Origin of the sequence: Pseudomonas sp. SIMBA_041, assembly GCF_046535095.1 — a bacterium.
GTDB classification, from domain to species: domain Bacteria; phylum Pseudomonadota; class Gammaproteobacteria; order Pseudomonadales; family Pseudomonadaceae; genus Aquipseudomonas; species Aquipseudomonas mucoides.
This window is the reverse complement of the sequence record NZ_JAWRXJ010000012.1, coordinates 204230-229713: the sequence shown is the minus strand read 5'-3', so window position 1 is coordinate 229713 and position 25484 is coordinate 204230. Positions and strand designations below refer to the sequence as shown.

The following is a 25484-nucleotide window of genomic DNA, read 5'->3' as shown; positions in this document are numbered from 1 at the left end:
TCTCCGGGATGCGAACGGTACATCCAATACGCTACCCGACGGCTGTCCGGAGTGAACTCGATCCCGGCGCGGATAACGTTGCCATTGCGCGCCGCCTCGAACTTGTCGTGCGGCACAAATTCCGGGGCCAGCACCTGAAGCTGCAACGGCACCACCAAGCCTTCGTCGAGGCTGCGCGGACGCAAGCGAACAAAACATTCACCGGCCGTTTCCACGGTCCGCGCGATCAGGGCCTGTTGTCCGTAGAAGTCAGTCAGACCATCGGCATCTGACTCTTCTGCCCAATCGGCCCAGAGTTCCTGTAGCAGGTGCCGAAGTTCATCGTCTTGGGTTTTGGGCCGCGGCGTGATGCCGGTGCCGATCAGATTGCTGACCCGTTTATCGATGACGTTGAAGGCGTACGGGTCATTGCGCACCGCTGCGCGGGAACGTGAGCGCAGGTTGCGCAACGCCGGAATCGCAATGCTGTTGAAGCCGGCGTCGGGTGCATCCCAACTCGCGGAACGACGCCCTTCGGCGGCCCCTTCGTAACTGGCCTTGATGTTCGACGGAATCAGGAAACCGCTGCGGCCCAAGGTGGGAAAGTGACGAGCCATTACAGTCCCTTGCCTCCATGATAAAGCCGTACGATGCGCGACCGAGGACCAGCCGCCGCAATCAGCGAGCTGCGAATTTCATCGCGTGCCCTGAGCAGTTCGTCGATGTCGCGGTACTCAACGTTGCGATCCGCGTAGCGCACGATTTTTTCGCCGCGCGCGATTGCCTTCTCGACCGCATCGAGTTGCTGTTGGGTAAAGGCCATGGGATCGCTCTAAAGTAAAAGACAACGGGGTGTGCAACTGAGCGTTTTCACTCAGCGTCGTTTTTTCAGGTAGCCGCTGTTGGAGGTGCGACGCTGTGGGGGGCGTGCAATCAGCACCGGTGCTCCGGCTGACTTGACCGGTGGCGGTGCGGGATCTGCAGTTGGCTGCCGTGATATCTCCGGAGCGCTGACACGCTCAAACGTGACAGCTTTCTCGCCCAGTGGCGCCGCCTGAAACAGAGCATTTCTCACCCGCTCCCAGTCGTGTTCCTTGTAGCGATTCAAGCCCAAGTAATGCGCCATCGCCAGGCTGTACACCATCAAATCGAGGGCTTCGTTACGCTCCGCTTTGCCCTTGACCCATTCAATTTTTTTGTAGCCTTTGACGTAACGGGTCACCTTGCGTTCGGCGACACATTGGGCAAAAAAATCATCGGGCAGGTCGTTGGCAAAGTGCAATGCACCGGGACCGTCCTCCACTGGATAGCGGTTGTAGATCCAATCTTTGGCGGTGTCAGTGCCGACGAACCACAGCTCGACGCCCTTACGTTCGGTCTGACCTTTCCAAGTGACATCCATCATCGATGGCCGCTGCGCAATGACCGGTCGACCCGGCTTGCTCGCGCCCTTGACGGCGAAGATGTTGCGCCAACGCCGCAGCCAGCAGAACTGGTAAACCTCGTCGGTGTGGTTACCACCGGAGTCGATGCCGGCCGCCCGGATCGTCAGCTCCACACCACACGGGTGGGGGTAACGCACCTTGAGTTTGTCATCGAGCACCGACCAGGTGCGGTCGTCGGACGGATCGCCCCAGATCACCTGGTAGTCGATGATCCAACGCTCCATGCCGGCGCCCCAACCGACCACCATGAACTCCAGCCGGTTGGCTTGGACATCCACCGAAGCCGTGAGCATCAACACAGCAAACGGCATCGAACCCAGCCCATAGCTTTCCAGGCGTGCCCGCGCCATCAGGACATCCGCTTTGGTTTGCTCCTGGGCACTGTCCCAAACCTTCGCCAGACGGGTGTTGTAGAACACCTGCATGGGTTCCAAATCGCCGCGAGACATGGCGGTTTTGGCCTTCTCGAACTGCTTGGCCAGTGATGCCCAGCCGGGAGGCGAGTACAACGCATTGAGGTTGAAGCCGACGGTTTCGCCATCACCTGTGGCATGCGCGCGCCACTCGCCCTTGGTCAACATCTCGCCCTTGTGATGTTCTTCGATCAGCACGTCACAGTCGGGCCCGGCGCACTCGTAGTGCGCCAGTTGGCAATCCGCCGAGTAATGCAGGCGCTCCCATTCCAAGACTTGCATGTGCCCGCAAGTCGGGCATGGCACGTAGTAAAAACGCTGGTCGCTGGTCTCGAACAGATCGGCAATACGCGAAGCCCCTCTGATCGTCGGCGAACTGGAAAAGTAAAACTTGGCGTTACGGCCAAACGTACTGCCCCGGGTTTCAGCCAGCTCGATCGGGTCGCCCTCCTCGCCCACGTCCACAACCCAGCGATCCACTTCATCGCCGTAGATATAACGGGCCGACAACTCTGACAGGTTCGCCGCCGAGCCGGCGGTGGTGACATACAACGAACCACCCTCGAACTCTTTGGTGTCCATGGTGTTGCGTGCATCACGCGAACGGTTCGCCGCCACCCGTTCGCGTAGCACCGGGGTGGCCTTGATGGTCTTGCCGATGCGCGACGAGACTCGCTTGGCCAATCCCAGGCTGGGCAATAGTGTGAGAATGTTAGACGGTGCCATATGGATCAGACCGCCAATCCAGTTCAAGGCGATCTGGGTTTTCATCAACTGCGAAGCCACCATGGTCACCACGCGCTTGCACGGATGTGCCGGCGATAGGCAACGCATGGGCTCGCGGGCATAGGGTGTTCGCGCTGTGCGGTACTGCCCAGGTTCGGCAGCCCCTGCATCACGCGGAATGCGCATGAACTCGTCAGCCCATTGATCGATCCAGACATCCGGCTCGGGTCGCAGCCCGCGAAAGTACGCCTCCCGGTACACCGCTGCACCGTCGGGCATTTCCGCTGACATGGATTAACTCGCTGCAGTCAAAGAATGGATGAGGTCTGTCGAGGCCATCCGTTCTGCATCGTCCAGCACCCGGCGCAATGCGGCAGTGAGGTGCTTCTCGATTTGCCAATGATCACTCATGGCCGCCAATTCGGGTGCCAGCTGTGGCGGCATGCCGAGCAACAGATCTCGCAACATCCGCCCCGTCGTGTACGCCGCCGTTTTAACGGCCTCCAACTCAACATGAGCGCCGCGATTTTTATGAAACTCGCTCTCTGTCAGGCGTGACTCATAAAATTCGCGGTAGGCACGAGACTCCTGAAAATCCGGGATGCCTTCGACAGGCAAAGGCGCCTGGAGTGGAGCAGTGTTTGGTGGTTCGTATGCGATGTGAGTGGCCGGGGTATTTCCGTCGGGCCTGCGCTGAATTCGTTCACGCTCGTGCCGCGCCGCCACGTTGGCTTTGCTCGGATCCGCGGTGCTGAACAGGAGTCGATCCGTAGCCTCGACATCCACCATGCCATCCGCCATCAACACCAAGCGTCCTGCCTTAGCCAACTTCGACACGTAGGGTTTCGACCACCCTTGGCGAGTGGCGAACTCCGCTTTGGTGAGTGCTGTCATGTCGATACCTTACGGTTAACCCGGCGGGGCCGAGAGTTAACCGAGTAAATTAGTCGGTTAACTCCTAGGTTAACCACCTCAACGCCACGGTCTGCTTGGCTTTCAACCAAATTCATGGCCGTTTTTTCAATCGCTTAGTTAACACCTGGTTAACTGCCTTAGTTAACCGCTCTGCAGGCCGCGGCCCGCATGGCTTACAGACGAATCAGGGGATAGTCGAGTTAACTAGGTTAACTCCTAAGTTAACCGCCCTGTATGCCGCAGCCCACAAGGCTTTCAGCCCAGTTAACCAATGGAGTTAACCAGTTAACTAACTTTGGTGGGGTGCCGCTAACGCGTTCGCGCGAGTCTTATGCCCCGTGTTCCTTGGAAGTTGCCAGGGTCCCCTGCGCATGCCGAATGGCGTCGCTTCACAGCCGCCCAAGCAAAGCGACCGACGTGCCGATGCCAACAAGAAGCCCGAACGCCAGCCCAGCTGTAAATGGCCAGACAGTTGCTGGCTTATATTGGAAATCGATAGTTTCAGCCGAAGCGACCAGCCCTTCTGGCTGCCCCGGCATTAGATCATCGCTTAGGGTGTGCTCCCGAACCAGATCAGAACGAACCAAAAAACCACGATCAGAACTACGGCCTACCATCTGCTCGTCTTTGTGCAAGACCAGCTCTCCCCCGTAATGCACGAAGCTGTCCGCTTCAATGCAAACTGGGGTGTAACGATCAGGAAGGTATACAGCGAACGTGGATTGGCTCATCAACTCACCTCTTTGAAACGATAAAGACTCACCGGATGGCGAGCCCAGAGAATAGAAATAGGGTTCTGCTGCGTCTGCTGAGCTCACTGAGTGCGTTTGAAAGGGAGGCAGTCGACTTAGACCATCACCTATTACAGCGAGATGCCTTGTTTGTGGATCATGGGGATATCTCTGCAATCTGACGGGCAATTTCGTCATGGATCAGTTTGGCTGACCAGGTATGCGCGACGAGGTCAGTGCCTGCGACCAACAGCGCGGCATCACCCTCGACGGGAATGGCCGGCTTGTCGCTCAGGTCGTTGTAGCTACCCGAGAAGTCAGAAGTCCCACTGCCGATAGCAGAACGAGCGGTGGCGGCGTCGACACTCACCAGCACAGCCTTACCAACATCCGAGGCGTCCGAGATGCTCTCCGAGGTGATGTCACCTGGCGCACCACCGGCATTGCTCGATCCCTTCACCACAGCCTGGAGCACTTGAAAGCCTTCAGTGATGGAGACAGGACTACCGTACGGCTGCCAGCCATCAGAGATGGCCTGTGCCAGCTTGGCCGTCACCTCCTCAGGAGTGTTGGCAACGACAGTTTCGTATTGGGTGTAGGCCATTCTTTAAACCTCAAAATTGAATGTTTGAGCGGCGAGCGGCTGGCATGCAGCCGACTCAACACAATGGATTTAGCCCGTCGTGGCATAGCACAGCAAGAGCACAAGAGGCACCACCCATGGGCAGCGCTTCATGGAGCCGAATTTGATTTAGGAAACTTGAAGTCGGCGAACCGATCAGCTAGATCGGCAATCTTCTTCACACCAAGGAAACCGATGAACACCCCCGCAGCCGTTGCAAAGTTCTGCGGTAAGCCGAAGAACTCCAGTAGCGGAATCAAGCCAATGGTGATCAGCGTGCAAAGCGAGGCTTCAAGCAGTGCCTGTCGTCGCGTGCCACCGCCGTAAATGATGCGCAAGGCACCCACCACAAACGACAGTGCTCCGGCGTAGATCGTCGGTGCATTCTGCCCCAGCCATGCGAGAGCAAGCAGCCAGGTGTCTGGTTTGTCGGGCATGTTTGTCATCCGAATTTCTCCCTTTCGGGAGCGCAATAGATTCGGCTCCAGCAGCACTCCCAGCTTGGAGCGATGGGTATGGCGGAGCCGAAAACGAAAAAACCCTGCTCGATGGCAGGGCTTGTAAATGGATACAAAAAAACCGACTCAATGGTCGGGTTCTTGAAAGGCGTCTCGCTGCGTCACAGCAACACACGCTGCTATAAAAGCAGGTCTATTCCGCGTGGAAAAGGCTTTTCCTCTGAAAATGAAAAATCGCACCCAACTCGACCATACGTTTGCTTTCGCGTTGCCCATCTCACATAAGAAATTTGCTCATCACTCTTTAACCACGATGGAGAGAAAACTACGCAATTCAGTCCTGCGTGAGAGGCAGTAATCACCCCGTAGCTGCCGCGGTCGACAGGTGGCATTCGGCCAATAGCAGCCGTTAAACCTGCTATCACTAACGGCCATCAGAAGGGTCTCATGCACGCTACGGAGACAAAAAACCACATAAGATTTCAGTCGAGTTTGCGAATTCTTCCCAAAAACATTGAAACTGCCTCGATTCGGCTATCCTATTCCTCATACCCAGCGAATCATGGACGAACCTATGCAGCAACGAAATCTCACAAATGGCTCTGACGAGATCAGAATCAATGCTAACGACACCTTCGAGCATAATTATTGGGGAAAAAATTCGGCGTAACTACGAGCGAGCTCAAATCCGCAGTGAAAGCGGTGGGCGATGCCCCTAGCGCGGTCCATAGTCAACTTGAAAGCATAAAAAAACTCTAATGATACATGCTCGACGTGGTGAGTCGTCGATGGACAGATTTATCACTGCGAAACTGGTTCAAGGCTATCCAATATCTGGGAAGATCGCGGACGTAGACCAAACCTAAAATACAGGTCGATTCAATCGTACAGTGACTCGCAATCCTTTTTGGCTTAGTTCATCTAAATAGTTAAGCGTGACACTTGCATCATTACGACTGGCTATCGCGCTGACAATAGACAAACCTAGCCCTGAGCCAGCTTCACCGGTCCCCAGGCTGCGGTAAAACGGATCGAACACCAGCGCCTGTTCTTCGGCGCGAATGCCCGGACCCGAGTCCTTGATTTCGATGAGCGCGCCCTGCTCCGTCCGTTCGACGCTGAGGTCGACTCGTCCGCCCGCCGGGGTATAGCGGATGGCGTTATCCACCACGTTCTTGATCAGGATGAAGAGGTCCAGTTCGTTGATGACGACCTGCACGTCCTCGACGCTTTCCACGCCGATATCGATGCCTTTGTCATCTGCCAGTGGCAGCAGGTCTTCCAGCACTCGGCGAAACACTGCATGCACCGAAACGGCGGCCTCGGCGCGTTGCGCGATTGATTGCGCGGCGGCCAGGGCGAGCAACTGCTCAATCAGCTTACGACTGCGTTCGATCCCCTGAGCCAATGGCAAAAAGTTCTGCCGGGTGACGGCCGACATGGGCGTAGCGGCCAATCGCTCTGCCTGCAGGGACAGCGCCGTCATCGGCGAACGCAGCTCATGGGCGGCATCGGCGATAAACCGCCGCTGCGCCTCCATGGCCTGAGCAACGCGGCGGAGTAATCGATTGATCGCCACAACGAAGGGCCGGATCTCGTTCGGCAGGTGCTGTTCATCAATCGCATGCAGCGCCTGTTGGTCACGCTGATCGATTTCCGCCGAGAGCGTCGCGATCGGGCGAAACAGCTTGCGCACCAGATCCCCTACCACCAACAGCAGCACCGGAAACAGAATCAGAAATGGCAGCACACTGCGCCAGGCGCTTTCCCGTGCTTCCTTGTCGCGCACGTCGGCTTCCTGCGCGACGGCGATGCGTTCGCCTGCCGATGTGGTTCTGACCAGCACACGATAGTTTTCACCGGCGATATTCAGCGTTACCAGACCATCGGCCAGGGTCAGGGGAAAGGGCAACGGAATGCTCGCGTCGTCAGTGCCGACGGCTTTGCTGCTGTCGGCCAGGTACTGCACGGTGATCCGGGAGTCTTCGTCATCGCCAACTACCTGTCCGGCAGCGGGATAACCCAGGGTCATATGCTGGCGATCGAACAGCAGCGCCACCTGGCGCAAGCTTTCGTCCTGCATTTCGTGCGCTTCGTCGAGCGCCGAGATGAACGCGAATGCACCGGCGAGCAAGGCGACGATGAGAATGGCCAGTGACAGCGTGATGGAAAGCCGTGACTGCACCGAGTCGCTCAAACGCCTTTTGAAACCATCCATCCCATCCCCCTGACATTCTTGATGATATGGTTTCCTAGTTTGCGCCGCAGTGCATGGATCAAAAACTCCACCGCGTTGCTTTCCACTTCGTTGCCCCAGCCGTAAATCCGATCCTCAAGTTCGCTGCGCGAGAGAATCGCACCCGGGCGGATCAACAGCGCCTGCAACAGTGCAAACTCGCGGCTGGAAAGCTGCACTTCGGCGATTTGAGCGGTGGAGGCCTGTTTGGAAACCAGGTTCAACGACACCTCGCCGTTATCCAGCAACGATTGTGCGTTTCCGCCGCGACGGCGCAATACCGCCCGCATCCGTGCCAGCAACTCGACCATGGCGAAGGGTTTGAGCAGGAAGTCATCAGCGCCACCATCGAGGCCGCGCAGCCGGTCATCCAGACCATCGCGGGCGGTGATAATCAGCAACGGCACGGGGTTGTTGTGCGCGCGAATGGCGTCCAGCACATCGAGCCCGTCCTTGCCGGGCAGGCCGAGGTCCAGCAACACCAGATCGTAGGTCTGGGTGTCCAGCGCCGCCAGCGCGGTGAGGCCATTTTTCACCCAGTCGGTGGCATAACTGGCTTCTTTGAGCGCAGCCTCGATGGCTTCGCCAATCATCAGGTCATCTTCGACCAGCAGAATCCGCATGCAGCGCTCCGACAGAAAAAGGCGCGAAAGCCATTGCCATCGCGCCTGTATTGAAGCACTTGAACCGACGTTTGTCCGCCGCCGGTTCAGCGCTGCGATCACTGCTTGCCATTCATCGAATCGAAGGCTTTGAGCAGATCGTCCATGGCCGCCTTGCAGTCAGCCTGCTTGGGCGAGCTGGCGCGCAGGGCATCCAGCGCGCGGTCAATGGCCTTGTCCAGCACATGCCAGTCAGCAGCGGCACGCGGCTTGATGCCGGCTTCGGCGGAGTCCCAGGTGTTCTCCAGATCCTTGATCCGGGTCTTAGCGCCGAGCAGGTCATTTTTCTCGACCCGCGCGCTGACGTCGGCGGCGATGTTGCGAAACTCGCTCAGGTCACCCAGCTTCGAGCCCGATTGCGGCGGCGCGCTCAAAGAGGTGGTCGGCGCACCGGCAGCGGGTTTGTCAGCTGGTTTCGAGCAGCCGGCGATGCTGCCGAGCAGTAACAGAGACGAGATGATCGCGGCGTGGCGAAAAGCGATTTTGAAGCTGTGCATATTGATTCCTTGATAGGTGTCTGAAGGTTATTCAATGGCGGTTTTACGGTTGACGAGGCTGATTTGCGCGACCGCCACCAACAACACGATGACGGTCAAGAAGATCGCGCTGGTCCAGGCGGCGCCCATGCCCAGGCCGCCGTAGGTCTTGGCCTGGGTCAGCAAGTCGCCGAGGGAGGCGCCGAACGGCCGGGTGAGGATGTAGGCGATCCAGAAGGTCAGCACCACGTTAGCCCCGAGGCGCCAGGCCAGCAGCGTCGCCGCAATCAGCGCACCGAAAATCACCGCACCGAGGGTGAAACCCAGCCCCATCGCTTCCGTGGCCAGATCCCCGGCGGCGGTGCCCAGGGCAAAGGTGCACAGCACCGTGGACCAATAGAAGAGCTCGCGCCGCGGCGTGTTGATTTCGCGGATCGACAGGTTGTTCTCGACGGTGAACCAGAGCAGAAAGTTCACCGCCAGCAACACCGAGAACACCGCGGTGCTGACATACAGGCTGATGTCGAGCATGTCGGTCATGATGTCGGTGATCTGCGTGCCGACGATGCTCACCAGCACAACGGTCAGCCAGTAGATCCACGGCGAATAGACGGTTTTGCGCATTTGCAGGAACAACGCCCCCCCGAGTAACAGCGCCATGCCGATGCTGGTCCAGCCAGCGCCGAAGCCGGCATCCACGGCGAGGAAGTCGGCGCCGGTTTCACCCACGGTCGTCGAGAGAATCTTGATCACCCAGAAGGCCAGTGTCACTTCGGGGACTTTGTTGAGCCATCCGGCTTTTGCGGGATTCATGTGCGGTTCGCCTCTCCTGAACAGCGCTGAACTTGCGCTGTGGGGACGATACGACCCAATACTTAGCTGGGACTGAGGATTCGCTCAATATTAAAGAGCACGGTAAATACATTTACCGATCTCCGACTAAATCAAGTCGTCTTCAGCACCGGTTGTCTGAATCACCCCTGCTCTCGTAGACAAATTCGACTGCCCCCTTTTGGCCGAAGGCGGCGTTCACTTTATTTTCGCTGGGATGCATCCGGTTCTCCGTCTTCTACGTCAATCAATCGCCCTCTTTCGAAGGGTGGAAGAATCAAGGAGATGCCATACACTCCAGTGGAGTCATACCGTCATCGATACGGTTCTGATGCTGAAGTTGAGAGCGGATTTCGTTTCTACTGGACTACACTTGACTATTTCTGCCCCCCTAGAGACAGCAACGCCATCACTTTACGAGGGAAGATATGCGGGCTATTTCAACTGCTAATATCGCCTACGGAACCCAAATACTATGCATATTCGGTGCGTTGGGTTTGGTTTTCCTTTGGGGGCTTGGCTTAGAAGGAAGTTACGGACTCTACGCACTTGTACTTGGAGGCATTTTCATAGCAGTAACTTTGTGCGGGAACTACCTAGCAAATGGTAAAAAGCTAAGGTAGCCCCCTCAGTCGAGATTCTCAGCCTTGTGGCCGGTTCCTAATGTCAGCTTTTGGCCGATTCTGTTGAAAACAGTCGGTCATCCAAAACTGACTGCTCATTGGGCGGTGAAAATGCCTTTTTTGCGCGCTGCTACGTGAAATCCGAGTCCGCAAGCATCTGCCAAAAGTAAAGATTTCAATCTTGGATGCTTACTTTTCTGACGCGCAAACCATGGCCGACTTTTTCAACAGAATCGGCCGATTTCCGCCCTGTGTCCTAGGCTGCAATCGGATGTCAATACATTCGGCAGGGCGACAGGGGTGGCAGGGGTGGCCGGATTGGTAGGGAACACCAATGGCGTCTAAAAATCAGTAATACTGACGCCTCGCCTCGCGCTACGCTCTATTCTTATACGGCCCAACTTGAACAGGAAGCGCCCATATGCTGCGCGTAAACGAATTATCCCCCATAGGCTCGCTCGACCCACTCTCTGTGGGTTTGCCGACGGAGTCGTTGCAAGGCGCTTGGGAGACGTCGCTGGAAAACATCATTCAGGCCCGCACGGAACTGGCCATTCTAGAGCACGTCTCAATCGCCCGGGGTTTTGCATGGGGTGTCTATGCGGGTGCGCTAGTTGACCATACGAGTTTCACTTCCATGGGCGCGAAAATCATCTTGGCTCACCAAGAGGCCTTAGATAAACCCAGGAACACCATCATCGAGAGCGGTTGACTGTAGTTCAGTAGAACCCATGCATGGTTGTGAATGAGAAGTGAATCATCCCGGATATTCTGGACCATCCGATGACAGCATTTGGCCGATGGCTGCCCTCCGCGGCAGGCAGCAATCAGCCAAAAGTTTAAGCAGCTTTCCGCATTTCATCGACAGCACAATCGATCCACGCGATACCTGCCCTCGCTAATTCCCGCGTCTTTCCTTCACTCATGCCGTAGTGCTTGCCAACTCGGAGCATGGGCCATTTAGCGCCGTAGTAAAGCCAAATAATATCGCCCATTTGTCGGTCACGATGTGAGAGCCGTGCAATCGCGCTATCAATAGCTCCAGCCCATTCATCTGTGATGCAATAGCTCTTACTAGCCGACACTTGCGGCACCGCCTGACGCATTAGCGCAAAAGTCGGTGAAATATACGTTGGGACCCCGGCCCCATCCATCCGCCACCAACCCCACTGCTCCACCAGGTATTCGGTATCGCCCAAAGGTCGACCTGCCGGCTTACGAATCATCATGCTTTCAATCCCCAGTGTAATTTGATCCGCCGGCACCGCGACGGTTGTTCTGCTGGTAGTACTCAGCCGGGCCGGATAACGTTGGACCCCGCTGCAGTACCTCAATTTCGCGTTGAGCCTGCTGCAATCTGAGGCTGAGCTGTGTCACCAATTCGTCTGTAGAAATCGTCAATCGACTCCCCGCCATCACCCAACCTGGCAGTTGCAATCGACGCAAGCCAACTCATGAAACACCCCTTGCACCACTGCTTTTCCCTTGCAGGTCAAGCACTGCTCCAGCTCTATCTGCTCCTTACGAAAGCCATGGGCGTGGGCTTTTTTCATGTTTTCAAACCTCGCCCTTAACAAATTGCGGAATCGACTCGCAGACCGTGCCATTCAAGGCGTCTACGAGGTTTTGCGATTCTTCATATCTAACGTCTGTCTGCTGGTGGATCGCCTTGAAGCCGCGCTCATCTAACCAGTTGTGCCACTTCACCAACGCCAGCCGACGCTGCTCCTTGGCCTGGGTGTTGATGTAGGTCGAGGCGATCTTGCCCAGCGAATGGTTCAACAACATCTCGCCGATGTGGCCGTCAACGCCAAGATCCGTCCAGGCAGTGCGGGCCACCTTGCGTAGGTCATGACTGGTCCAGGCGCCCTGCCCCAGTCGGGTGAATATGGCGCTGGCCTGGTTGTCGCTCAGCGCCGTGCCTCGGCGGGAAGGAAATAGGAATTGGCCTTCGTAGCCTTGGGCGGCCTGACGGTCCCGGTAGCGGCGCAGCAATCCGCAAACTTGATCGGTCAGCGGCACGCGCAACTCGGTCTTGCTCTTGGTGTGTTCGGCTGGCAGAAACCATTCACGTTCCGGCAGCGCAATGTCAGCCCAGCGAGCCTGCCGGGTTTCGCCGATGCGGGTGCCGTGACACAGCATCATCAGGGCCAGCATGGCGTCACCTGGCGTACTGTCGAAACGTTCGGTCAGCTGCGTCACCAGCTCGGGCAATTGGACGTCGCGCAGGCGCGCGGCCTTGGGCAGGATGCGCGCTGTCGTGAAGTTGCCGAACTTGAGCTCGGCCATCGGGTTGATAGGAATAAGGTCCAGCTTGCGGGCCTGCCGGAAGGCCACCGCGAGCAGGCGGTAGAGCTGCTGGACGTATGACAGCGACAGCTCTGCCTGAGCCGGCCACATCAGCAGTTTGTCCAGTGTCTGGGCGTTGACGTCACCAATGAGCAGATCATCCAGGCGTGGCTTGAGCTGGCAGTTGATGGCTGACTTGATTGCTGACCGGCGCTTGGCCGAAAGCGAACGGGAGCGCGACATGCGATCGGCAAACCAGTCGAGCAGTTCGCCGACAGTTATCCAACCCGAAACGCTGGCCGCGCCATCAGCAGCCACGCGCAAGCGCACCGCCGGCAACGCCGCGACCACCTGCTTGGTGGACAAGTCAGGAAAGGCGCCGATGCGGTGCCACTGGCGTTTGTTCAGCAGGTACCAGGAGCCACGCGCGCGATTTTTCGCAAAGCGAAAGTGCAGCGCGGGATGGCTGGCATCCCGCAGGTCACGCACATGCTCTAGTTTGGCGTTGCGCTGAATTTCAGCGTCGGACAGTTTCACGGTCAGGGTCTTGATCAGCGCGCTCAATCGGTCGCCTCCGACTGGGTGAAACGGTCGACCACCTCGAACGTGGAAGGCCACATCCACGCACCATACCGTTTGGCCATGGCCTCATCGGCGAACAGTGCCAGGGCATGGTCGGGCGTGCTGCTCAAATCCATCTTGAACGAGCAGCAGAACACCGCGAAGCGGTAGGTGGACGGTTCGGGAACTGCAAGTCGTGTAGAGCCCATTAGAATGTTTCCTTTTGACGGTAACGGCCGGCCAAGCTGGTGACCTTCTCCGGCTGCTCGACAGCCTCTGGTTTCCACCCGGCAGCAAGGTTTTCAAAGCGGTTGTACAGACCGAGAAAGGCCGTGCGGATTGTGCCCATTTCGATGTCGCGGCCCTTGCCGATGATGATTTCGGCGATGCCTTTGGCGTCGGTGTTTTCGTGATAGACCTCATCGCGGTACACGAACAGAATCACGTCCGCGTCCTGCTCGATGGCGCCGGACTCCCTCAAGTCCGAGGGAATTGGTCGCTTGTTCGGGCGTTCTTCGCACTTGCGGGAGAGCTGGCTCAACAGCACAACAGGGATGCCCAATTCCTTGGCGAGCAATTTGCAACCGCGACTGATACTGCTGACTTCTTCGGTGCGGTTGCTGCCCTCGCCTTCCAGCAACTGCAGGTAGTCGATCATCAGCAGGTCGAGGCCATACCGCAGCTTGTGACGGCGAGCCAACGAGCGAATGCGGCCAATCGACGAACCTGCGCGGTCGGCGATGTACAGCGGAGCGCGCCGCAGCACACCGGCCGCCGCGGCGAGTTCCGTGCCGTGGGTCTGGCAGGCGGTTCCGTTCTTCACCAAAGTGAGCGGAACACGACCCTCCGAAGCCACGGCCCGGTCCAGCAGTTGGCCCTTGTTCATCTCCAGGCTGATGACGAGTGAAGACTTGCTTTGGCGCACGGCGGCATCGATCACAAAGCCCATCGCCAGCGTGGTCTTGCCCATGGCGGGACGCCCGGCCACGATGTACAGATGATCGGGTTGCAGGCCGCCGAGCTTCTCGTCCAGGTCTCTCAGGCCGGTCGAGAGGCCAATCAGAGTTTCGCCGCGGGCATGACGATCATGGCGCTCCTGCCACACCTCCAGTTGGTCGATCAGCACATCACCGACTTTGACGATGTCGTCATCACCGGCGCCGCAATCGATGGCCATAGCCGCAGCCTGAACGGCGGCGATTTTCGTTTGCACGTCCTGAGCGCTGTGCGCGATGTCCATGGCTTGGCCGCCGAGGTCGAACAGGGCTCGCTCGACAGCCCGCTCGCGCACAATGCCCGCGTAAGTCTTGGCGCTGGCGACGCTGGGAGTACCGTTTACGATTTCGGCGCAGTAGGCAAAGGCCGGGGAGCCATCCGGCAAGTTGCCAACGTGGTCACCCACGGTGAGGAAGTCGACAGCTTTGCCGGCCGAGCGCACCGCCATGATTCCCCGGTACACCTCGGCGTTTTCCGGGAAGTAGAACGATTCGGCGGACAGGTCATCGCTCAGGGAGTCGATCAGTTCAGGGCGCTGCATCATCGCGCCCAGAAGCCCGTGTTCGGCCTCGATGTTGTAGGGGTCACGCATTGTAATTACCCTCTACGACCTTGACGAAGTTGCTCGGCGCGATCAGCCAATCGAAGTTGCAGCGGAACGGGCTACCACCGGTAGCGGCAACCTCGCCCATCAAAAATTTGCTCGAGCTCACCAGGGCGAAGTACTCAGCCCAGAACTGTAGATCTTGGTGCACCTGGCTCTCGTTCCAGCGAGCACCGATCTTGGCGATCCGATCCTTGGTCAACATCACCACTTGAGGAAACTCCGGAATCGTCTTGTTGAACAAATCGACGATGGCCTGCGTTGGGCACTTCGGCTTCAAAACCTTCGGTGGTTGCTCATCGTCGACAAGAGGTGACGGTTCACTTGATGGTTCTATTACGGTTCTGGGTGCGGCTGCTGCGGGGGTTTCTGTCGTGAGCTGCGGGGGTGGTGGTGCAGCTGCTGCGGGGGGCGACTCTTGCGGGGGTGCATATGCTGCCGGGGTTAACGTGTACATCGTCGAGCGGCCCATCCGTTCGCGGACAGACAACAGGCCAACCTGCCCCAGCCACTTGATGGCCGTTTGAACGGTCCTTGGGGAAAGGCAAGTGCGCTGTGCGATACGGGCAACAGACGGCCAGCAAACGCCTTCATCGTTCGCATTGTCCGCCAATGAAATCAACACAGCCTTTTGCGGCCCGCTCATGCCTTGGAGCGGCCAGCACAAGCTCATGATTATGGTGCTCACAGCCGATCTCCAATCTCAGAGTCAGCCGTAATACATAGTCGTGACACGTTTTTCGATTGCTCGAAAAGTGCAACGATATGGTGGGTATTGCCGGGGTTAGCGATCGTGTTCATAATGACGCCACATTGTTTTACATGTAGTTGAAGAAGCCGGGTTGCAGCCCGGCTTTTTTGCGCCTGCGATTCAGGCAGCCTTGAGCGACACGCGGAGAACATGTAGCGCGTCGATTGCTTCAAGGATTGCTTTCTCGCCTTCGGCTTTCTCGTTGAGGCTGATGTGGTTGTCGATGGTTGCATCGAAGATCAGTCGGCCCACGTCACCACATTCGGCCGACAGGTTCCCCAATGCGATCAGCAGGGGCTTTGGGGCTGGACGCTCACGCGATACAAGATCAAACCCGAAGCGATCAGCCCATGCCGCCAATGGTCGGAAGTCCTGAGTGAAAGCCATGATCCGATCAAGTTCAGGCACATTCATGTTGTGGCTGTCGTAATCAGGGTTGGCCTTCTGAGCCAGAAGGGTGCGTGAGGTGAAGCTGGCTCCTTCCGCGATCTTCTTGGTACCGTGCTCGTCTACTACGTCGTAGATAGCTCTCATCAGTGATTGCATGTAACACCTCGAAAATTGTTACGTGGCTTAGCGCCACGCATTCCGCAATCATTCGTTCATCTACTGATTAGGGATGAACCTACGAACTTTTATTCTTCCTTCTCGAAACAGATACTGGTGCAACCTGGTGAAGCGTCTGATTTCTTGGCGCTATGCATGCAAAGCTCGCGAGCAGTAACTGCCCCCCTGGTTAGCTCTTCCGCCAAAAAAGCTTTTGCTGCGCCCATGTCATAAGTGCCGCTAGCCCAGTAAGAGACAGCGGCCTGTGAAACTCCGAGGGCTGCTGCTGTTTTTGCTTGCCCGCCAAAGAAACCAACGAGCTTTTCAATGGGATTCATGGCAATGCCTCTTGATAAGCGTGCTTATATCCTATTAATAAGGAGGCTTATTTGCAAGCTCATAAGGAAACTTATAGCGTTGAGCGTATGACTACCCTTGCCCAACGACTAAAACTCAGCCGCTCACACGCGAATCTCACTCAGAAAGCCTTAGCTGATAAGGCTGGAATTGAGCAGCCCGCCATCTCTCAGCTCGAAACCGGGAAGAGCATGAAAAGTGTTCACTTACCGGCTATCGCACAAGCGTGCGGCGTGAGCATCATTTGGCTTGCAACCGGAAGCGGCGGGATGACCTCTGAGACTTCCACTTTTGATGCCAATGTTGAACCGGCTATCGGCCCTATACGCTTCTACGAATATCCAGAGATAAGCTGGGTTCAGGCGGGAGCAGCCACGGAAGCGCTCGATTTGTGGAATTTAGCTACATGCGAAAAACATCCGTCAGATGCTTGGGCCGGACCGAACGGCTTCTGGCTGAAGGTTCGGGGACCGTCTATGACTTCGCAGGGAGGTGTTTCCTTTACGGAAGGGATGGTGATACTTGTTGCTCCAGGATTTGATGTAGAGAGCGGTCAGTATGCGGTCGCCAAAATGATCGACACCAACGAGACAACTTTTAAGCAGTTCGTCTGGGATTCTGGACGCGCTTTCTTGAAACCGTTAAATCCGGCTTTCCCTACCATTGAGTTAGATGATGAGTGGGAAATTGTTGGTCGCGTAGTGGATGCGAAGTGGCCTAGATCCGTGCTTTAACCAATAAAGTCGGTACTGGGCGTTTCATTCCCTCTTGCGTCCTGCCGATGCCTCCCCTCCCCATGCGGATCTGTACACACTTCGCCGTGATCATGAATGGGCATTCCATTGAAAGGTGGTCAGCTTTGCGCGTGCTGTCCCAGATGATCGCTCAGCGCCCTACGAATCAGACCGCTCAATGATATACGTAGCTGGGTCGCAGCCACGCTGACTGCTTAATGTAGTTCATGCCCTACCCGCACGTTGAACGCCCCCTCAAACGGAATCTCTGATTCCTGCCCCAATGATGCGCAGGTGTTGAGTGTGCTCTTACGAAGCGAAACGCCCATTGATTTGAAAACGCTTTGAAGGCACAGCCAAACTATAAGCATGCTTATTGACTTCCAATATAAGCGAGCTTATATTGATCGCGTCGTAACCCGATACCCACATCAGGACGGGGAGCGAAGAGTCAAGTGACTCACCGCTCTTTAATAATCAGCGCAACAAATAACAGACCGCATTGCCTCTACCGGGGACCAGACAGGCCCAAAAGCCTACCCATGACAGGAACAACCTGGACGGCTGCTCGATGGTGAAACGCCAGAACCGTGTGAATGACCCGGCAAGCAATGCGCCCCGCCACTCCGGCGGAAATAGGACGAACTGCATCACTCCACGTCAGCCTGACGATAACTGCCCGAGCACTTGGTACTCCCCAGCACCAAGCCGCATCGGTGAGCTCTGAAGCACAACGATTGTTGGATGGCCCCTGCACCATCGCTTCAGAGCTCACCGATGCGGACGAAATTCCGGCTTATACCGGCCACCTGCATGCAACAAACCAGAGAACGGCGAGCGCACGCCATGATGCCAACGGCGCGCATTGGAGGATAAACATAATGAAATAGACCATAACCCAAAGATCACTGCATCTGCGAAAGGCCCGAACGTCCACGGGCCTTTCTTTTTCACGCCTTTATCCGCCAGCACTCTCCCTTGCGCCTAACGCCAACCAGCAGGTACTCCGAGTGCTGACGAATACACGCAACCCACACTGAGGAATAGCCATGAACCAAACGATCAGACAGAGCCAAGCAATCCTCCAAGGGTTGCGTCTCCAGACGTCACTGGCCACCACCGAAATGTACCAAAGCATAGGTCGGGATGAGCCCGTTCGCATACTGCAGTACACCGTTGTTCCAAGCGGCGGCATCACAGTTGAAGTAATCGAGCGCTCCACTGGGACGGCACAGGGTGACTCGTTTGGTCATGACAATTTCAGCCAGTTTGCTGCCTGCCACAAGCCAGCAAAAACATTCGCTCGCACACTTCTGCGCTGGACCACCGGTTCGGCGCTCCTATTGATCTTGTTCGCCTACTTCGGCGCAGGACATTGAAACGGCCCAACCAGCGCGTACATCAGCAGGTTCGTCTGCGCATGCGCCAGCCTCAATTCAACCTTCCCCCCAGCGGGCTGCTGGCCATCCCGGAGAAACAGCCGTGCCCATCCCTACCCACACCGCACAGTTCCTCGAAGAACTGATCGGCGGTGCATTTGCCAACCAAATCGACCACGCCCTGTCCGAAGTCGCCGCCGGCGGTGATCGCCCATGGCAAAGCCGAGTTCAACCACCTACTGCCGTAACGCGCGGCATGGAGCATCAAATGAACACCGCACGTAATGACGATCAGATCGAGTTCATCCGCCTGCCAGAAGTTAAGAAGCTGGTTAGCCTTGGCACCACCAAAATTTACACCATGGCCAAGATAGGCCTGTTCCCGAAGCAGGTGCGGCTGGGCGGGCGGGCGGTCGCCTGGATCAAATCGGAAGTCCTGCAATGGAGCAATGATCAGATTGCCGCAGCTCGAGGCCAGCGGGATCAGGCGCCCGCTTCGAGTGAGTCCAAGTAATCTGCCCAGTCCTGCATCATCCCCCGCCGCTGCTCCACATACTCTGCATGGTTGTAGGTCTTTCTAATCTTGCTTGAGCCCGCGTGCGACAACTGCGCCTCGATCCAATCTTCGTTGTAACCCATCTCATTCAAGGCCGTTGAAATCGTGGCACGGATTCCGTGCCCGGTCAGTCTGCCTTCATATCCCATACGCCTTAATGCAACATTGACTGTGCCGTCGCTGATTGGCTTGCTCGGATCACTCCGGCCTGCAATCAGCAGCTTGTAGCGGCCAGTCAACTGGTGCACTTTGCGCACTTCTTCAATCGCCTGCCGCGAAAGTGGTACCAAATACGGCGGCACGTTGTCTCCTCCCTTTGCCCTAATTACTTTTTGAAGTTGCTTCACAGCTGATGCCGGGATCGTCCAGAGCGCACCATCCAGGTCGAACTGTGACCATGTTGCATTACGTAATTCACCCGTACGCACGGCAGTCAGCAATAGAAGACGGATTGCGCTCTTCGTGTACTCCGTAATATCGGCCCCACTCAGAGCCTTAAGGAACTCCTTCAGCTCATGCTGCCTGAGCATCGGGTTATGCTTTTCGGGTGGCTCTTTGGCCGCAACGATATCCAAGTCAGCAGCTGGGTTGACTTCCAAATAGTCAGATGCGATGCCAAAACGGAAGATCTCGTTCAACCAGGTTCGACATTTGCGGGCCACATTGAGCGCCCCGCGCTTTTCGATAACCCGCAAAGTCGCTAGTACATCAGCGCGCTTGACGTCAGCAACAGGAATTTTCCCCAGTGCTGGGATCAAATCTTTATCCAGATACAACTTGGCCTGCACAGCAGCGCCCTTTTTTGCCGTTGCCCACCTTGGCAGCTTGAAGGTGTACCACTCATTGGCTACGACTTCGAATGTTTTGACCGCACTGGATACGGCGGCCCGTTTATCCTCTTTTCGGGCGGCGCGTGGATCAGTGCCTTTGGCTACGAGCGCCCGAGCCTGATCGCGAAACTCGCGGGCCTCTCTAAGGGTAATTTCGGGGTAGGTGCCCAGCGACATGCGCGGCTGTTTGCCGTGCCATGAAAACCTAAAGTGCCAAGACTTTGTTCCGTTGGGTGCAACGAACAGCGATAAGCCGCCAGTGTCAGCGAGGGTGAATTCTTTTTCGGCCGGTTTGGCCTGACGCACAGCGGTATCAGTGAGAGGCATTAGTACAGCACCAAGTCAGTCGAACTGAGGAAGTGCTAAACAATGTACTAAAAATTTGCGGCAGGAGGTGGAAGAGCGCGAAATCTCGCACAATAAAAAAGCCGCTCAAGGCGGCTATTTATAAGAGCTTCATGCGAGTTGGTGAAGCCCTGTGAAGCTAAAATTGGTGCCCGAAGCCGGAATCGAACCGGCACGCCCTTACGAGCGGGGGATTTTAAGTCCCATGCGTCTACCAGTTTCGCCATTCGGGCGGTAGCGCGGTGAAGCAGTCTGAAGGCTGACAAATGACGACCTGGCAGTTCTGACGCTTGTGCAACAGAGGGGGAAATATATACACCCCGCCCCGGTGAAGCAAGTTCGCAGTTGACCTTTTCAAGACAAAATCTTGCAGGGCTGCGGAAATAAAAAAGCTCCGTAAATCATAGATCTACGGAGCTTGTTTATAGTGGAGGCCGAGGTCGGAATCGAACCGGCGTAGGTGGATTTGCAATCCACTGCATAACCATTTTGCTACTCGGCCTCAAACATTTGCTGTCAGTAGCACAACAACAAATGTGTTCAAACTTGGAGCGGGAAACGAGACTCGAACTCGCGACCCCGACCTTGGCAAGGTCGTGCTCTACCAACTGAGCTATTCCCGCGTCTTGGTGTGGCGCATTCTATAGAATCCAGAAGCCCCGTCAACCCCTTGATTCAAAAAAGTTTTATTTCTTTTCAACGTCGGTCTTCAGATGTGGCCAGGCAGCCCGCAAGTACTGGACCATGGACCACAATGTCAGGCCCGCCGACACCAGCAACAAGGCATAACCGATCAAGACCCAGAAGCTAAAGTCTGACGGATTGGCCAGCAGGATCACCAGCGCGAGCATTTGCGCGGCGGTTTTCCATTTGCCCAGGTTCGATACGGCGACGTGAGCACGGGCGCCGAGTTCGGCCATCCACTCGCGTAATGCCGAGACGACAATTTCGCGACCGATGATGACGGCGGCCGGCAGCGTGAGCCACAGGTTGCCGTGTTCTTGCACCAGCAAGACCAGTGCGACGGCGACCATCAGCTTGTCAGCCACGGGATCGAGGAACGCCCCGAACGGAGTGCTTTGCTCCAGGCGTCGGGCGAGATAACCATCCAGCCAGTCTGTGGCGGCAGCAAAGGCGAAGACCGAGGCGGAGGCCACGTAGCTCCATTGGTAAGGCAGGTAGAACAACAAAATGAAGATCGGGATGAGCAGGACGCGTAGAACGGTAATCAGATTAGGGATATTCATCGGCACAACTGGCTACGAGGTGAGTTGGCATTCTACTCGCTGTGCAGATTTGCATAAATCAACTCTGCGAGCTTTTTACTGATCCCGGGTGCTTTGGCGATCTCTTCGATGCTGGCACGAGACAGCTCCTGCAATCCACCAAAATGTTTCAATAAATCGCGACGACGTGTCGGCCCGACGCCAGCGACGCCCTCAAGCGTGGACGTGCGGCGGGTTTTGCCACGGCGAGCGCGGTGACCGGTAATGGCAAAACGGTGGGCTTCGTCGCGTATTTGCTGAATCAAATGCAGCGCGGGGGAATCGCCGCGCAAGGTGAATTCATGGGCCGCGTCGTTGAGGTACAAGGTTTCGAAACCGGCCTTGCGCGTTGCCCCTTTGGCCACGCCCAACAGGATCAGGTCCGGCACCGCCAGTTCATTGAGCACATCGCGGGCCATGGACAACTGACCTTTGCCGCCGTCCACCAACAGAATATCCGGCAGCTTGCCCTCACCTTCCTTCAGCTTGCTGAAGCGGCGGGTCAAGGCCTGATGCATCGCGGCGTAGTCATCTCCCGCCGTCACGCCTTCGATGTTGTAACGGCGATAATCGGATTTGATTGGGCCTTCCGGGCCAAACACCACGCAGGACGCCACGGTGGCTTCGCCGCTGGAATGGCTGATGTCGTAGCACTCCAGGCGCTGCGGTGGCTCGTCCAGGTTCAAGACTTCCGCCAGCGCGTCGAAACGTGCGGCGACGTGCTGACGGTTCGCCAGACGCGCGCTCAAGGCCTGCTCGGCGTTGGTGACCGCCAGTTGCTGCCAGCGCGCTCGCGTGCCGCGCACCCGATGACTGATGGTCAGCTCACGCCCACGCAGGGCATCGATGGCCTCGATCAGCGTCGGGAAGTCTTCATGCACCACGTTGACGATCAGCTCACTCGGCAAGTCGCGCTCGGGGCTGGTGATGAAGTATTGGCCGAGAAACGCGGCCATGACTTCGGAAACGTCTTCGTCGATACCGGTTTGCGGGAAAAAGTTCTTGCTGCCCAGCACCCGTCCGCCACGCACGCTGATCAAGTGAACGCAAGCACCGCCTGGATTGACGAAGGCAGCGATCACATCGATATCGCCGGTGCCGCCTTCCATGCTTTGCTGGTCCTGGACCCGACGCAGCAAGGAAATCTGGTCACGCAACTCGGCGGCACGCTCAAACTCGAGGTTGATCGCCGCCTCTTCCATGCCTGCTGACAACTCGTCCGTCAGCGCATTGCTGCGCCCCTCAAGGAACATTACCGAGTGACGAACGTCTTCGGCATAAACCTCAGGCTCGACCAAGCCCACGCACGGCGCCTTGCAACGTTTGATCTGGTATTGCAGGCATGGGCGCGTGCGGTTCTTGTAATAGCTGTCTTCGCACTGGCGAACAAAAAAGGTCTTTTGCAAAAGGCTCAGGCTTTCACGAATCGCTCCGGCGCTCGGGTACGGACCAAAATACTTGCCCTTGGCCTTCTTCGCACCGCGATGAATGCTCAAGCGCGGGAACTGGCCATCCGAGAGAAAGACGTAAGGGTAGGATTTGTCGTCGCGCAGCAGGATGTTGTACGGCGGGCGCCATTCCTTGATCAGCGTCTGCTCAAGCAACAGGGCTTCGGTTTCGTTGGCGGTGATGGTGGTCTCGACCTGAGCGATACGCGCCACCAGCGCGGCGGTCTTGGGTGCCAGACCGGATTTGCGGAAGTAACTCGACAGGCGATTCTTCAGGTTCTTGGCTTTGCCGACATACAACAGGCGCGCATCGCTGTCGAACATGCGGTACACACCGGGGCGCCCGCTGACCGTCGACAGAAAAGCGCTTGGATCGAAGGTGTCAGTCATTGTCAGAGGCTGGCATCGACCATGCCGTGACGAACCGCCAACAGCGTCAGCTCGACATCACTGCTGATCGAAAGCTTCTCGAAAATGCGGTAACGGTAAGTGTTGACCGTTTTGGGTGACAGGCAAAGCTTGTCGGAAATGATCTGGACCTTCTGGCAGCCGACAATCATCAACGCGATCTGGATCTCGCGCTCGGACAAGGCATCGAAGGGCGAGTCGTTGGTGGGCTGAAAGGATTTGATCGCCAGTTGCTGGGCAATCTGCGGGCTGATGTAGCGTTGACCGGCAAATACCAGGCGAATCGCCTGGACCATTTCCGGCAGCCCTGCGCCCTTGGTCAGGTATCCGGCGGCACCCGCCTGCAGCAACCGCGTCGGAAACGGATCTTCCTCACAGACAGTGACCGCGACGACTTTGATATCCGGGTGACTGCGCAACAGTTTGCGCGTGGCTTCAAGACCGCCGATACCCGGCATCTTGACGTCCATCAACACCACATCGGGTTTCAACTCACGCGCTTTGAGCAGGGATTCTTCCCCTGATTCAGCCTGGCCGACTACTTGCAGGCCATCGATGTCAGCCAGCATTCGTGTAATGCCTGTACGAACGAGATCATGGTCATCGACTACTAGCACCCTAATCAAGCAGACACCTCGCGAATTGGTCTTATTGGGTTGCCGGACACCTTAGCAAAAAGCAACTGGCAGACCTAGCAGCAAGCATCATATAAAAAGTATCAATACATCTTGAAAGGCTTGTCGCCAGCGCGTTTCAGCGATGAAGCCTGTCGATATCACGCTGCATTCTCAGGAAACACTCGTCCTGACCGACCACCTTCAGCCCTTTTCGTTCGTAAAGTTTTTTTGCCGGATTATTTTCAAAAACGGTCAGGCGCAATGCCGGACGTCGTTCCTTGCACGCGAGCGCGAAGACCTCATCGATCACCCAACCACCCGCGCCCTGCCCCTGAAACGCTTCGAGCACATGCAGTTCGCGAATGTACAAGGCGTTTGCATCGCGACTCAGGCTGACAAAACCCAGCACTGACTCATCGCGCACAATCATGCGGTTCTCGCGCCCCGCCCAGGCGACATCAAACGCCTCATCCAGCCAAAGCAGATCGTGCTGGATGTAATAGCGCAGCATGTTGTCGCAGGTCAGTTTCCGGGCGAAGTCGAGGTCGGCGGGTGACGCCAGACGCCATTCGAAACCCATTCAAGCCTCCGTAACGTCAATAACAGTGCCATTCCAGCCACCCGCCTCGCGGCGCGCCACCACCATTAGATTCCCCGTACCCGGTGCCGCAGCAATCAGCGAACCGTCCGACGCCCAGAGGGCACTGCGTCCTGCAGACTCCCAGCCTCCGGTCGCACCGCCGTGGTTGGCCATCAGCACCGTCATTGAATGTGTGCCGGCGTACCCTTGCAGGAGCGCCGTGTCCGGGGCATAGCCGTTTTCCGTGATCAGCACACCGGCAGCATAGAGGTCGGCGCCCTGCTCCGCGGCCGCGGCAGCATGACTGGCGTGAGAAAAATCAGCACACACCGCCAGCGCGACGGTATCGCCACCGATGGTCAACATCGAGCCACCTGTGCCCGGCGCAAACGCCACTTCCTCGCCGGGGTGCAGATGCTGTTTGCTGTAGACCCCGAGTGAACCATCGGCGCCCAACACCAGCGCACCAATCAATACCGGCGAATCGTCCGACAGCCGAATCGGCATGCCGACCACACTGGTGACGCCGACTTCCCGGGCGAAATCCCGCAACGGACGCAACACCTCGGCATCCGGTGCGATGGCCAATTCAGCTGCCAAGCCTCGCTCATAGCCGGTCAACGACAATTCAGGAAAGACCAGCAACTGAACGCCCTGCTCCGCAGCAACCTGCATGAAACGCTGATGCCGGGCAATGTTGGCGGCAAGATCACCAGCGACCGAGATCGATTGAGCCGCGGCAATAGTCAATGGCGTCATGTTTCGTCCTTGTGACGTTGGTGGATGAGCAAAACACAAAGTGTGTCATAAAGCAGCGCGCACTCAAGCGATAGAAAATGCCGTCGGCGATTGATAGCATTTTCTGATTGAAACCGCGCACCGGCCTCTAGTAAGCTCGGCGCATCCATCGGAGACAGACCATGTTCAACGCCCTCTCACAGCTTCCAACTGCCAACGCTCAGCGTTCGGTGGCGGCTGCGCGTGTGAATGACGTCTGTGCTTCGGTCAGCTTTTATTTTGGGTATTGGTTTAGCCACTGGCGCGCCTGATACCCACACGGCGCCCACTTTAAACGGGTCGCCGCCAGAGTTTTCCAAACCC

General features: G+C 57.0%; 31 protein-coding genes, 3 tRNA genes and 1 pseudogene. 6 read left to right on the top strand and 29 right to left on the bottom strand.

Annotated features, from left to right (window positions below; genetic code table 11):
- The 7 genes from SB725_RS26335 to SB725_RS26305 form a co-directional block, all read right to left on the bottom strand.
- On the bottom strand, positions 1–596 hold a 596-nt coding region (locus tag SB725_RS26335), incomplete at its 3' end, for a phage portal protein (protein ID WP_410922816.1).
- Positions 596–802 (bottom strand): phage head-tail joining protein, encoded by a 207-nt coding sequence (locus tag SB725_RS26330; protein ID WP_027923826.1) that lies wholly within the window; start codon positions 800–802, stop codon positions 596–598. The genes SB725_RS26330 and SB725_RS26335, both read right to left, overlap by 1 nt.
- A gap of 51 nt (positions 803–853) precedes the next feature.
- Positions 854–2854, bottom strand: coding sequence for a phage terminase large subunit family protein (locus SB725_RS26325; protein ID WP_410922815.1), 2001 nt, complete (start codon positions 2852–2854; stop codon positions 854–856).
- Positions 2855–2857: 3 nt separating this feature from the next.
- A complete protein-coding gene (locus SB725_RS26320; RefSeq protein ID WP_027923824.1) occupies positions 2858–3457 on the bottom strand; it encodes a hypothetical protein in 600 nt (199 codons plus the stop codon).
- Between the two features lie 410 nt (positions 3458–3867).
- Entirely contained in the window at positions 3868–4209 is a 342-nt protein-coding gene (locus SB725_RS26315) for a hypothetical protein (protein ID WP_410922813.1), read from the bottom strand.
- A gap of 157 nt (positions 4210–4366) precedes the next feature.
- Positions 4367–4813: a DUF1737 domain-containing protein gene (locus SB725_RS26310; RefSeq protein ID WP_194940139.1), complete on the bottom strand. Its 447-nt coding sequence runs from the start codon at positions 4811–4813 to the stop codon at positions 4367–4369.
- Positions 4814–4941: 128 nt separating this feature from the next.
- Complete coding sequence (locus tag SB725_RS26305) at positions 4942–5277, bottom strand: phage holin, lambda family (RefSeq protein ID WP_194940140.1); 336 nt, start codon at positions 5275–5277, stop codon at positions 4942–4944.
- A 660-nt stretch (positions 5278–5937) separates the two neighbouring features.
- Here SB725_RS26305 and SB725_RS26300 point away from each other — a divergent pair.
- Positions 5938–6048 (top strand): DUF3606 domain-containing protein, encoded by a 111-nt coding sequence (locus SB725_RS26300; protein WP_081743959.1) that lies wholly within the window; start codon positions 5938–5940, stop codon positions 6046–6048.
- Positions 6049–6151: 103 nt separating this feature from the next.
- On the opposite strand, the gene SB725_RS26295 is transcribed toward SB725_RS26300, so the two are convergent.
- The 4 genes from SB725_RS26295 to SB725_RS26280 all read right to left on the bottom strand — a co-directional run bounded on the left by SB725_RS26295 (position 6152) and on the right by SB725_RS26280 (position 9476).
- Entirely contained in the window at positions 6152–7507 is a 1356-nt protein-coding gene (locus SB725_RS26295) for an ATP-binding protein (protein ID WP_410922810.1), read from the bottom strand.
- Positions 7483–8148 (bottom strand): response regulator, encoded by a 666-nt coding sequence (locus SB725_RS26290; protein ID WP_194940142.1) that lies wholly within the window; start codon positions 8146–8148, stop codon positions 7483–7485. Before SB725_RS26290 ends, SB725_RS26295 begins: the two co-directional genes overlap by 25 nt.
- 98 nt (positions 8149–8246) lie before the next feature.
- Positions 8247–8684 (bottom strand): hypothetical protein, encoded by a 438-nt coding sequence (locus SB725_RS26285; RefSeq protein WP_410922809.1) that lies wholly within the window; start codon positions 8682–8684, stop codon positions 8247–8249.
- A gap of 27 nt (positions 8685–8711) precedes the next feature.
- Positions 8712–9476 (bottom strand): hypothetical protein, encoded by a 765-nt coding sequence (locus tag SB725_RS26280; RefSeq protein ID WP_410922808.1) that lies wholly within the window; start codon positions 9474–9476, stop codon positions 8712–8714.
- Positions 9477–10538: 1062 nt separating this feature from the next.
- Here SB725_RS26280 and SB725_RS26275 point away from each other — a divergent pair.
- A complete protein-coding gene (locus tag SB725_RS26275; protein WP_027923815.1) occupies positions 10539–10829 on the top strand; it encodes a hypothetical protein in 291 nt (96 codons plus the stop codon).
- Positions 10830–10956: 127 nt separating this feature from the next.
- Here SB725_RS26275 and SB725_RS26270 read toward each other — a convergent pair whose 3' ends face one another.
- The 8 genes and pseudogenes from SB725_RS26270 to SB725_RS26235 all read right to left on the bottom strand — a co-directional run bounded on the left by SB725_RS26270 (position 10957) and on the right by SB725_RS26235 (position 16202).
- Positions 10957–11346 carry an antiterminator Q family protein gene (locus SB725_RS26270; protein WP_194940144.1) on the bottom strand — a complete coding sequence of 130 codons (390 nt, stop codon included), beginning with the start codon at positions 11344–11346 and terminating at the stop codon, positions 10957–10959.
- A gap of 4 nt (positions 11347–11350) precedes the next feature.
- Positions 11351–11670, bottom strand: a pseudogene (locus SB725_RS26265) (hypothetical protein).
- A 4-nt stretch (positions 11671–11674) separates the two neighbouring features.
- Positions 11675–12970, bottom strand: a complete 1296-nt coding sequence (locus SB725_RS26260; protein WP_410922807.1) for a tyrosine-type recombinase/integrase — start codon at positions 12968–12970, stop codon at positions 11675–11677.
- Positions 12967–13176: a hypothetical protein gene (locus SB725_RS26255; RefSeq protein WP_410922806.1), complete on the bottom strand. Its 210-nt coding sequence runs from the start codon at positions 13174–13176 to the stop codon at positions 12967–12969. Before SB725_RS26255 ends, SB725_RS26260 begins: the two co-directional genes overlap by 4 nt.
- A complete protein-coding gene (gene dnaB / locus SB725_RS26250; RefSeq protein ID WP_410922805.1) occupies positions 13176–14555 on the bottom strand; it encodes a replicative DNA helicase in 1380 nt (459 codons plus the stop codon). Before dnaB ends, SB725_RS26255 begins: the two co-directional genes overlap by 1 nt.
- Positions 14548–15255 (bottom strand): helix-turn-helix domain-containing protein, encoded by a 708-nt coding sequence (locus SB725_RS26245; protein ID WP_410922804.1) that lies wholly within the window; start codon positions 15253–15255, stop codon positions 14548–14550. The genes dnaB and SB725_RS26245 overlap by 8 nt, the downstream gene beginning before the upstream one ends.
- Positions 15256–15438: 183 nt before the next feature.
- Positions 15439–15864, bottom strand: coding sequence for a phage regulatory CII family protein (locus SB725_RS26240; RefSeq protein WP_410922802.1), 426 nt, complete (start codon positions 15862–15864; stop codon positions 15439–15441).
- Between the two features lie 89 nt (positions 15865–15953).
- Positions 15954–16202 (bottom strand): transcriptional regulator, encoded by a 249-nt coding sequence (locus tag SB725_RS26235; protein ID WP_410922801.1) that lies wholly within the window; start codon positions 16200–16202, stop codon positions 15954–15956.
- 51 nt (positions 16203–16253) lie between these two features.
- On the opposite strand from SB725_RS26235, the gene SB725_RS26230 reads away from it, so the two are divergent.
- Complete coding sequence (locus SB725_RS26230; RefSeq protein WP_410922800.1) at positions 16254–16955, top strand: LexA family protein; 702 nt, start codon at positions 16254–16256, stop codon at positions 16953–16955.
- A gap of 215 nt (positions 16956–17170) precedes the next feature.
- On the opposite strand, the gene SB725_RS26225 is transcribed toward SB725_RS26230, so the two are convergent.
- Positions 17171–17284, bottom strand: coding sequence for a toxin-antitoxin system HicB family antitoxin (locus SB725_RS26225; protein ID WP_410922822.1), 114 nt, complete (start codon positions 17282–17284; stop codon positions 17171–17173).
- A 720-nt stretch (positions 17285–18004) separates the two neighbouring features.
- Between SB725_RS26225 and SB725_RS26220 the strand changes: the two genes are divergently transcribed.
- Both SB725_RS26220 and SB725_RS26215 read left to right on the top strand, forming a co-directional pair.
- Entirely contained in the window at positions 18005–18334 is a 330-nt protein-coding gene (locus SB725_RS26220) for a hypothetical protein (protein ID WP_410922799.1), read from the top strand.
- 103 nt (positions 18335–18437) lie between these two features.
- On the top strand, positions 18438–18848 hold the full coding sequence (locus SB725_RS26215; RefSeq protein WP_410922797.1) for a helix-turn-helix transcriptional regulator: 411 nt from the start codon (positions 18438–18440) through the stop codon (positions 18846–18848).
- Here the strand turns inward: SB725_RS26215 and SB725_RS26210 are convergent.
- The 9 genes from SB725_RS26210 to SB725_RS26170 form a co-directional block, all read right to left on the bottom strand.
- Positions 18818–20047, bottom strand: coding sequence for a tyrosine-type recombinase/integrase (locus SB725_RS26210; RefSeq protein WP_410922796.1), 1230 nt, complete (start codon positions 20045–20047; stop codon positions 18818–18820). The two genes, SB725_RS26215 and SB725_RS26210, sit on opposite strands and share 31 nt — an antisense overlap.
- Before the next feature lie 164 nt (positions 20048–20211).
- A tRNA-Leu gene (locus SB725_RS26205) sits at positions 20212–20298 on the bottom strand.
- A 195-nt stretch (positions 20299–20493) separates the two neighbouring features.
- Positions 20494–20567 (bottom strand) — tRNA-Cys (locus SB725_RS26200).
- Between the two features lie 45 nt (positions 20568–20612).
- Positions 20613–20688, bottom strand: a tRNA-Gly gene (locus SB725_RS26195).
- 63 nt (positions 20689–20751) lie between these two features.
- On the bottom strand, positions 20752–21312 hold the full coding sequence (gene pgsA, locus SB725_RS26190) for a CDP-diacylglycerol--glycerol-3-phosphate 3-phosphatidyltransferase (protein WP_027923802.1): 561 nt from the start codon (positions 21310–21312) through the stop codon (positions 20752–20754).
- 32 nt (positions 21313–21344) lie between these two features.
- Entirely contained in the window at positions 21345–23168 is a 1824-nt protein-coding gene (uvrC, locus tag SB725_RS26185) for an excinuclease ABC subunit UvrC (protein ID WP_027923801.1), read from the bottom strand.
- A gap of 2 nt (positions 23169–23170) precedes the next feature.
- Entirely contained in the window at positions 23171–23812 is a 642-nt protein-coding gene (gene uvrY, locus SB725_RS26180; protein WP_008015884.1) for a UvrY/SirA/GacA family response regulator transcription factor, read from the bottom strand.
- A gap of 127 nt (positions 23813–23939) precedes the next feature.
- The gene (locus SB725_RS26175; protein WP_027923800.1) at positions 23940–24383 is read right to left on the bottom strand and encodes a GNAT family N-acetyltransferase; all 444 of its coding nucleotides are present in this window, start codon (positions 24381–24383) and stop codon (positions 23940–23942) included.
- Positions 24384–25142 (bottom strand): carbon-nitrogen hydrolase family protein, encoded by a 759-nt coding sequence (locus tag SB725_RS26170; protein WP_027923799.1) that lies wholly within the window; start codon positions 25140–25142, stop codon positions 24384–24386. It abuts the gene before it with no gap.
- A gap of 161 nt (positions 25143–25303) precedes the next feature.
- Here SB725_RS26170 and SB725_RS26165 point away from each other — a divergent pair, with 161 nt between their 5' ends.
- Positions 25304–25432 carry a hypothetical protein gene (locus SB725_RS26165; RefSeq protein WP_267463975.1) on the top strand — a complete coding sequence of 43 codons (129 nt, stop codon included), beginning with the start codon at positions 25304–25306 and terminating at the stop codon, positions 25430–25432.
- Positions 25433–25484 lie beyond the last annotated feature (52 nt).

Excerpts from the sequence above, each read along its gene's own strand:
- SB725_RS26330 (WP_027923826.1), bottom strand. The coding sequence starts at position 802 with ATGGCCTTTACCCAACAGCAACTCGATGCGGTCGAGAAGGCAATCGCG.
- SB725_RS26325 (WP_410922815.1), bottom strand. The coding sequence starts at position 2,854 with ATGTCAGCGGAAATGCCCGACGGTGCAGCGGTGTACCGGGAGGCGTAC.
- SB725_RS26320 (WP_027923824.1), bottom strand. The coding sequence starts at position 3,457 with ATGACAGCACTCACCAAAGCGGAGTTCGCCACTCGCCAAGGGTGGTCG.
- SB725_RS26315 (WP_410922813.1), bottom strand. The coding sequence starts at position 4,209 with ATGAGCCAATCCACGTTCGCTGTATACCTTCCTGATCGTTACACCCCA.
- SB725_RS26310 (WP_194940139.1), bottom strand. The coding sequence starts at position 4,813 with ATGGCCTACACCCAATACGAAACTGTCGTTGCCAACACTCCTGAGGAG.
- SB725_RS26305 (WP_194940140.1), bottom strand. The coding sequence starts at position 5,277 with ATGACAAACATGCCCGACAAACCAGACACCTGGCTGCTTGCTCTCGCA.
- SB725_RS26295 (WP_410922810.1), bottom strand. The coding sequence starts at position 7,507 with ATGGATGGTTTCAAAAGGCGTTTGAGCGACTCGGTGCAGTCACGGCTT.
- SB725_RS26290 (WP_194940142.1), bottom strand. The coding sequence starts at position 8,148 with ATGCGGATTCTGCTGGTCGAAGATGACCTGATGATTGGCGAAGCCATC.
- SB725_RS26285 (WP_410922809.1), bottom strand. The coding sequence starts at position 8,684 with ATGCACAGCTTCAAAATCGCTTTTCGCCACGCCGCGATCATCTCGTCT.
- SB725_RS26280 (WP_410922808.1), bottom strand. The coding sequence starts at position 9,476 with ATGAATCCCGCAAAAGCCGGATGGCTCAACAAAGTCCCCGAAGTGACA.
- SB725_RS26275 (WP_027923815.1), top strand. The coding sequence starts at position 10,539 with ATGCTGCGCGTAAACGAATTATCCCCCATAGGCTCGCTCGACCCACTC.
- SB725_RS26270 (WP_194940144.1), bottom strand. The coding sequence starts at position 11,346 with ATGATGATTCGTAAGCCGGCAGGTCGACCTTTGGGCGATACCGAATAC.
- SB725_RS26255 (WP_410922806.1), bottom strand. The coding sequence starts at position 13,176 with ATGGGCTCTACACGACTTGCAGTTCCCGAACCGTCCACCTACCGCTTC.
- dnaB (WP_410922805.1), bottom strand. The coding sequence starts at position 14,555 with ATGCGTGACCCCTACAACATCGAGGCCGAACACGGGCTTCTGGGCGCG.
- SB725_RS26240 (WP_410922802.1), bottom strand. The coding sequence starts at position 15,864 with ATGCAATCACTGATGAGAGCTATCTACGACGTAGTAGACGAGCACGGT.
- SB725_RS26235 (WP_410922801.1), bottom strand. The coding sequence starts at position 16,202 with ATGAATCCCATTGAAAAGCTCGTTGGTTTCTTTGGCGGGCAAGCAAAA.
- SB725_RS26225 (WP_410922822.1), bottom strand. The coding sequence starts at position 17,284 with ATGGGCGTTTCGCTTCGTAAGAGCACACTCAACACCTGCGCATCATTG.
- SB725_RS26220 (WP_410922799.1), top strand. The coding sequence starts at position 18,005 with ATGAACCAAACGATCAGACAGAGCCAAGCAATCCTCCAAGGGTTGCGT.
- SB725_RS26210 (WP_410922796.1), bottom strand. The coding sequence starts at position 20,047 with ATGCCTCTCACTGATACCGCTGTGCGTCAGGCCAAACCGGCCGAAAAA.
- pgsA (WP_027923802.1), bottom strand. The coding sequence starts at position 21,312 with ATGAATATCCCTAATCTGATTACCGTTCTACGCGTCCTGCTCATCCCG.
- uvrC (WP_027923801.1), bottom strand. The coding sequence starts at position 23,168 with ATGACTGACACCTTCGATCCAAGCGCTTTTCTGTCGACGGTCAGCGGG.
- SB725_RS26175 (WP_027923800.1), bottom strand. The coding sequence starts at position 24,383 with ATGGGTTTCGAATGGCGTCTGGCGTCACCCGCCGACCTCGACTTCGCC.
- SB725_RS26170 (WP_027923799.1), bottom strand. The coding sequence starts at position 25,142 with ATGACGCCATTGACTATTGCCGCGGCTCAATCGATCTCGGTCGCTGGT.
- SB725_RS26165 (WP_267463975.1), top strand. The coding sequence starts at position 25,304 with ATGTTCAACGCCCTCTCACAGCTTCCAACTGCCAACGCTCAGCGTTCG.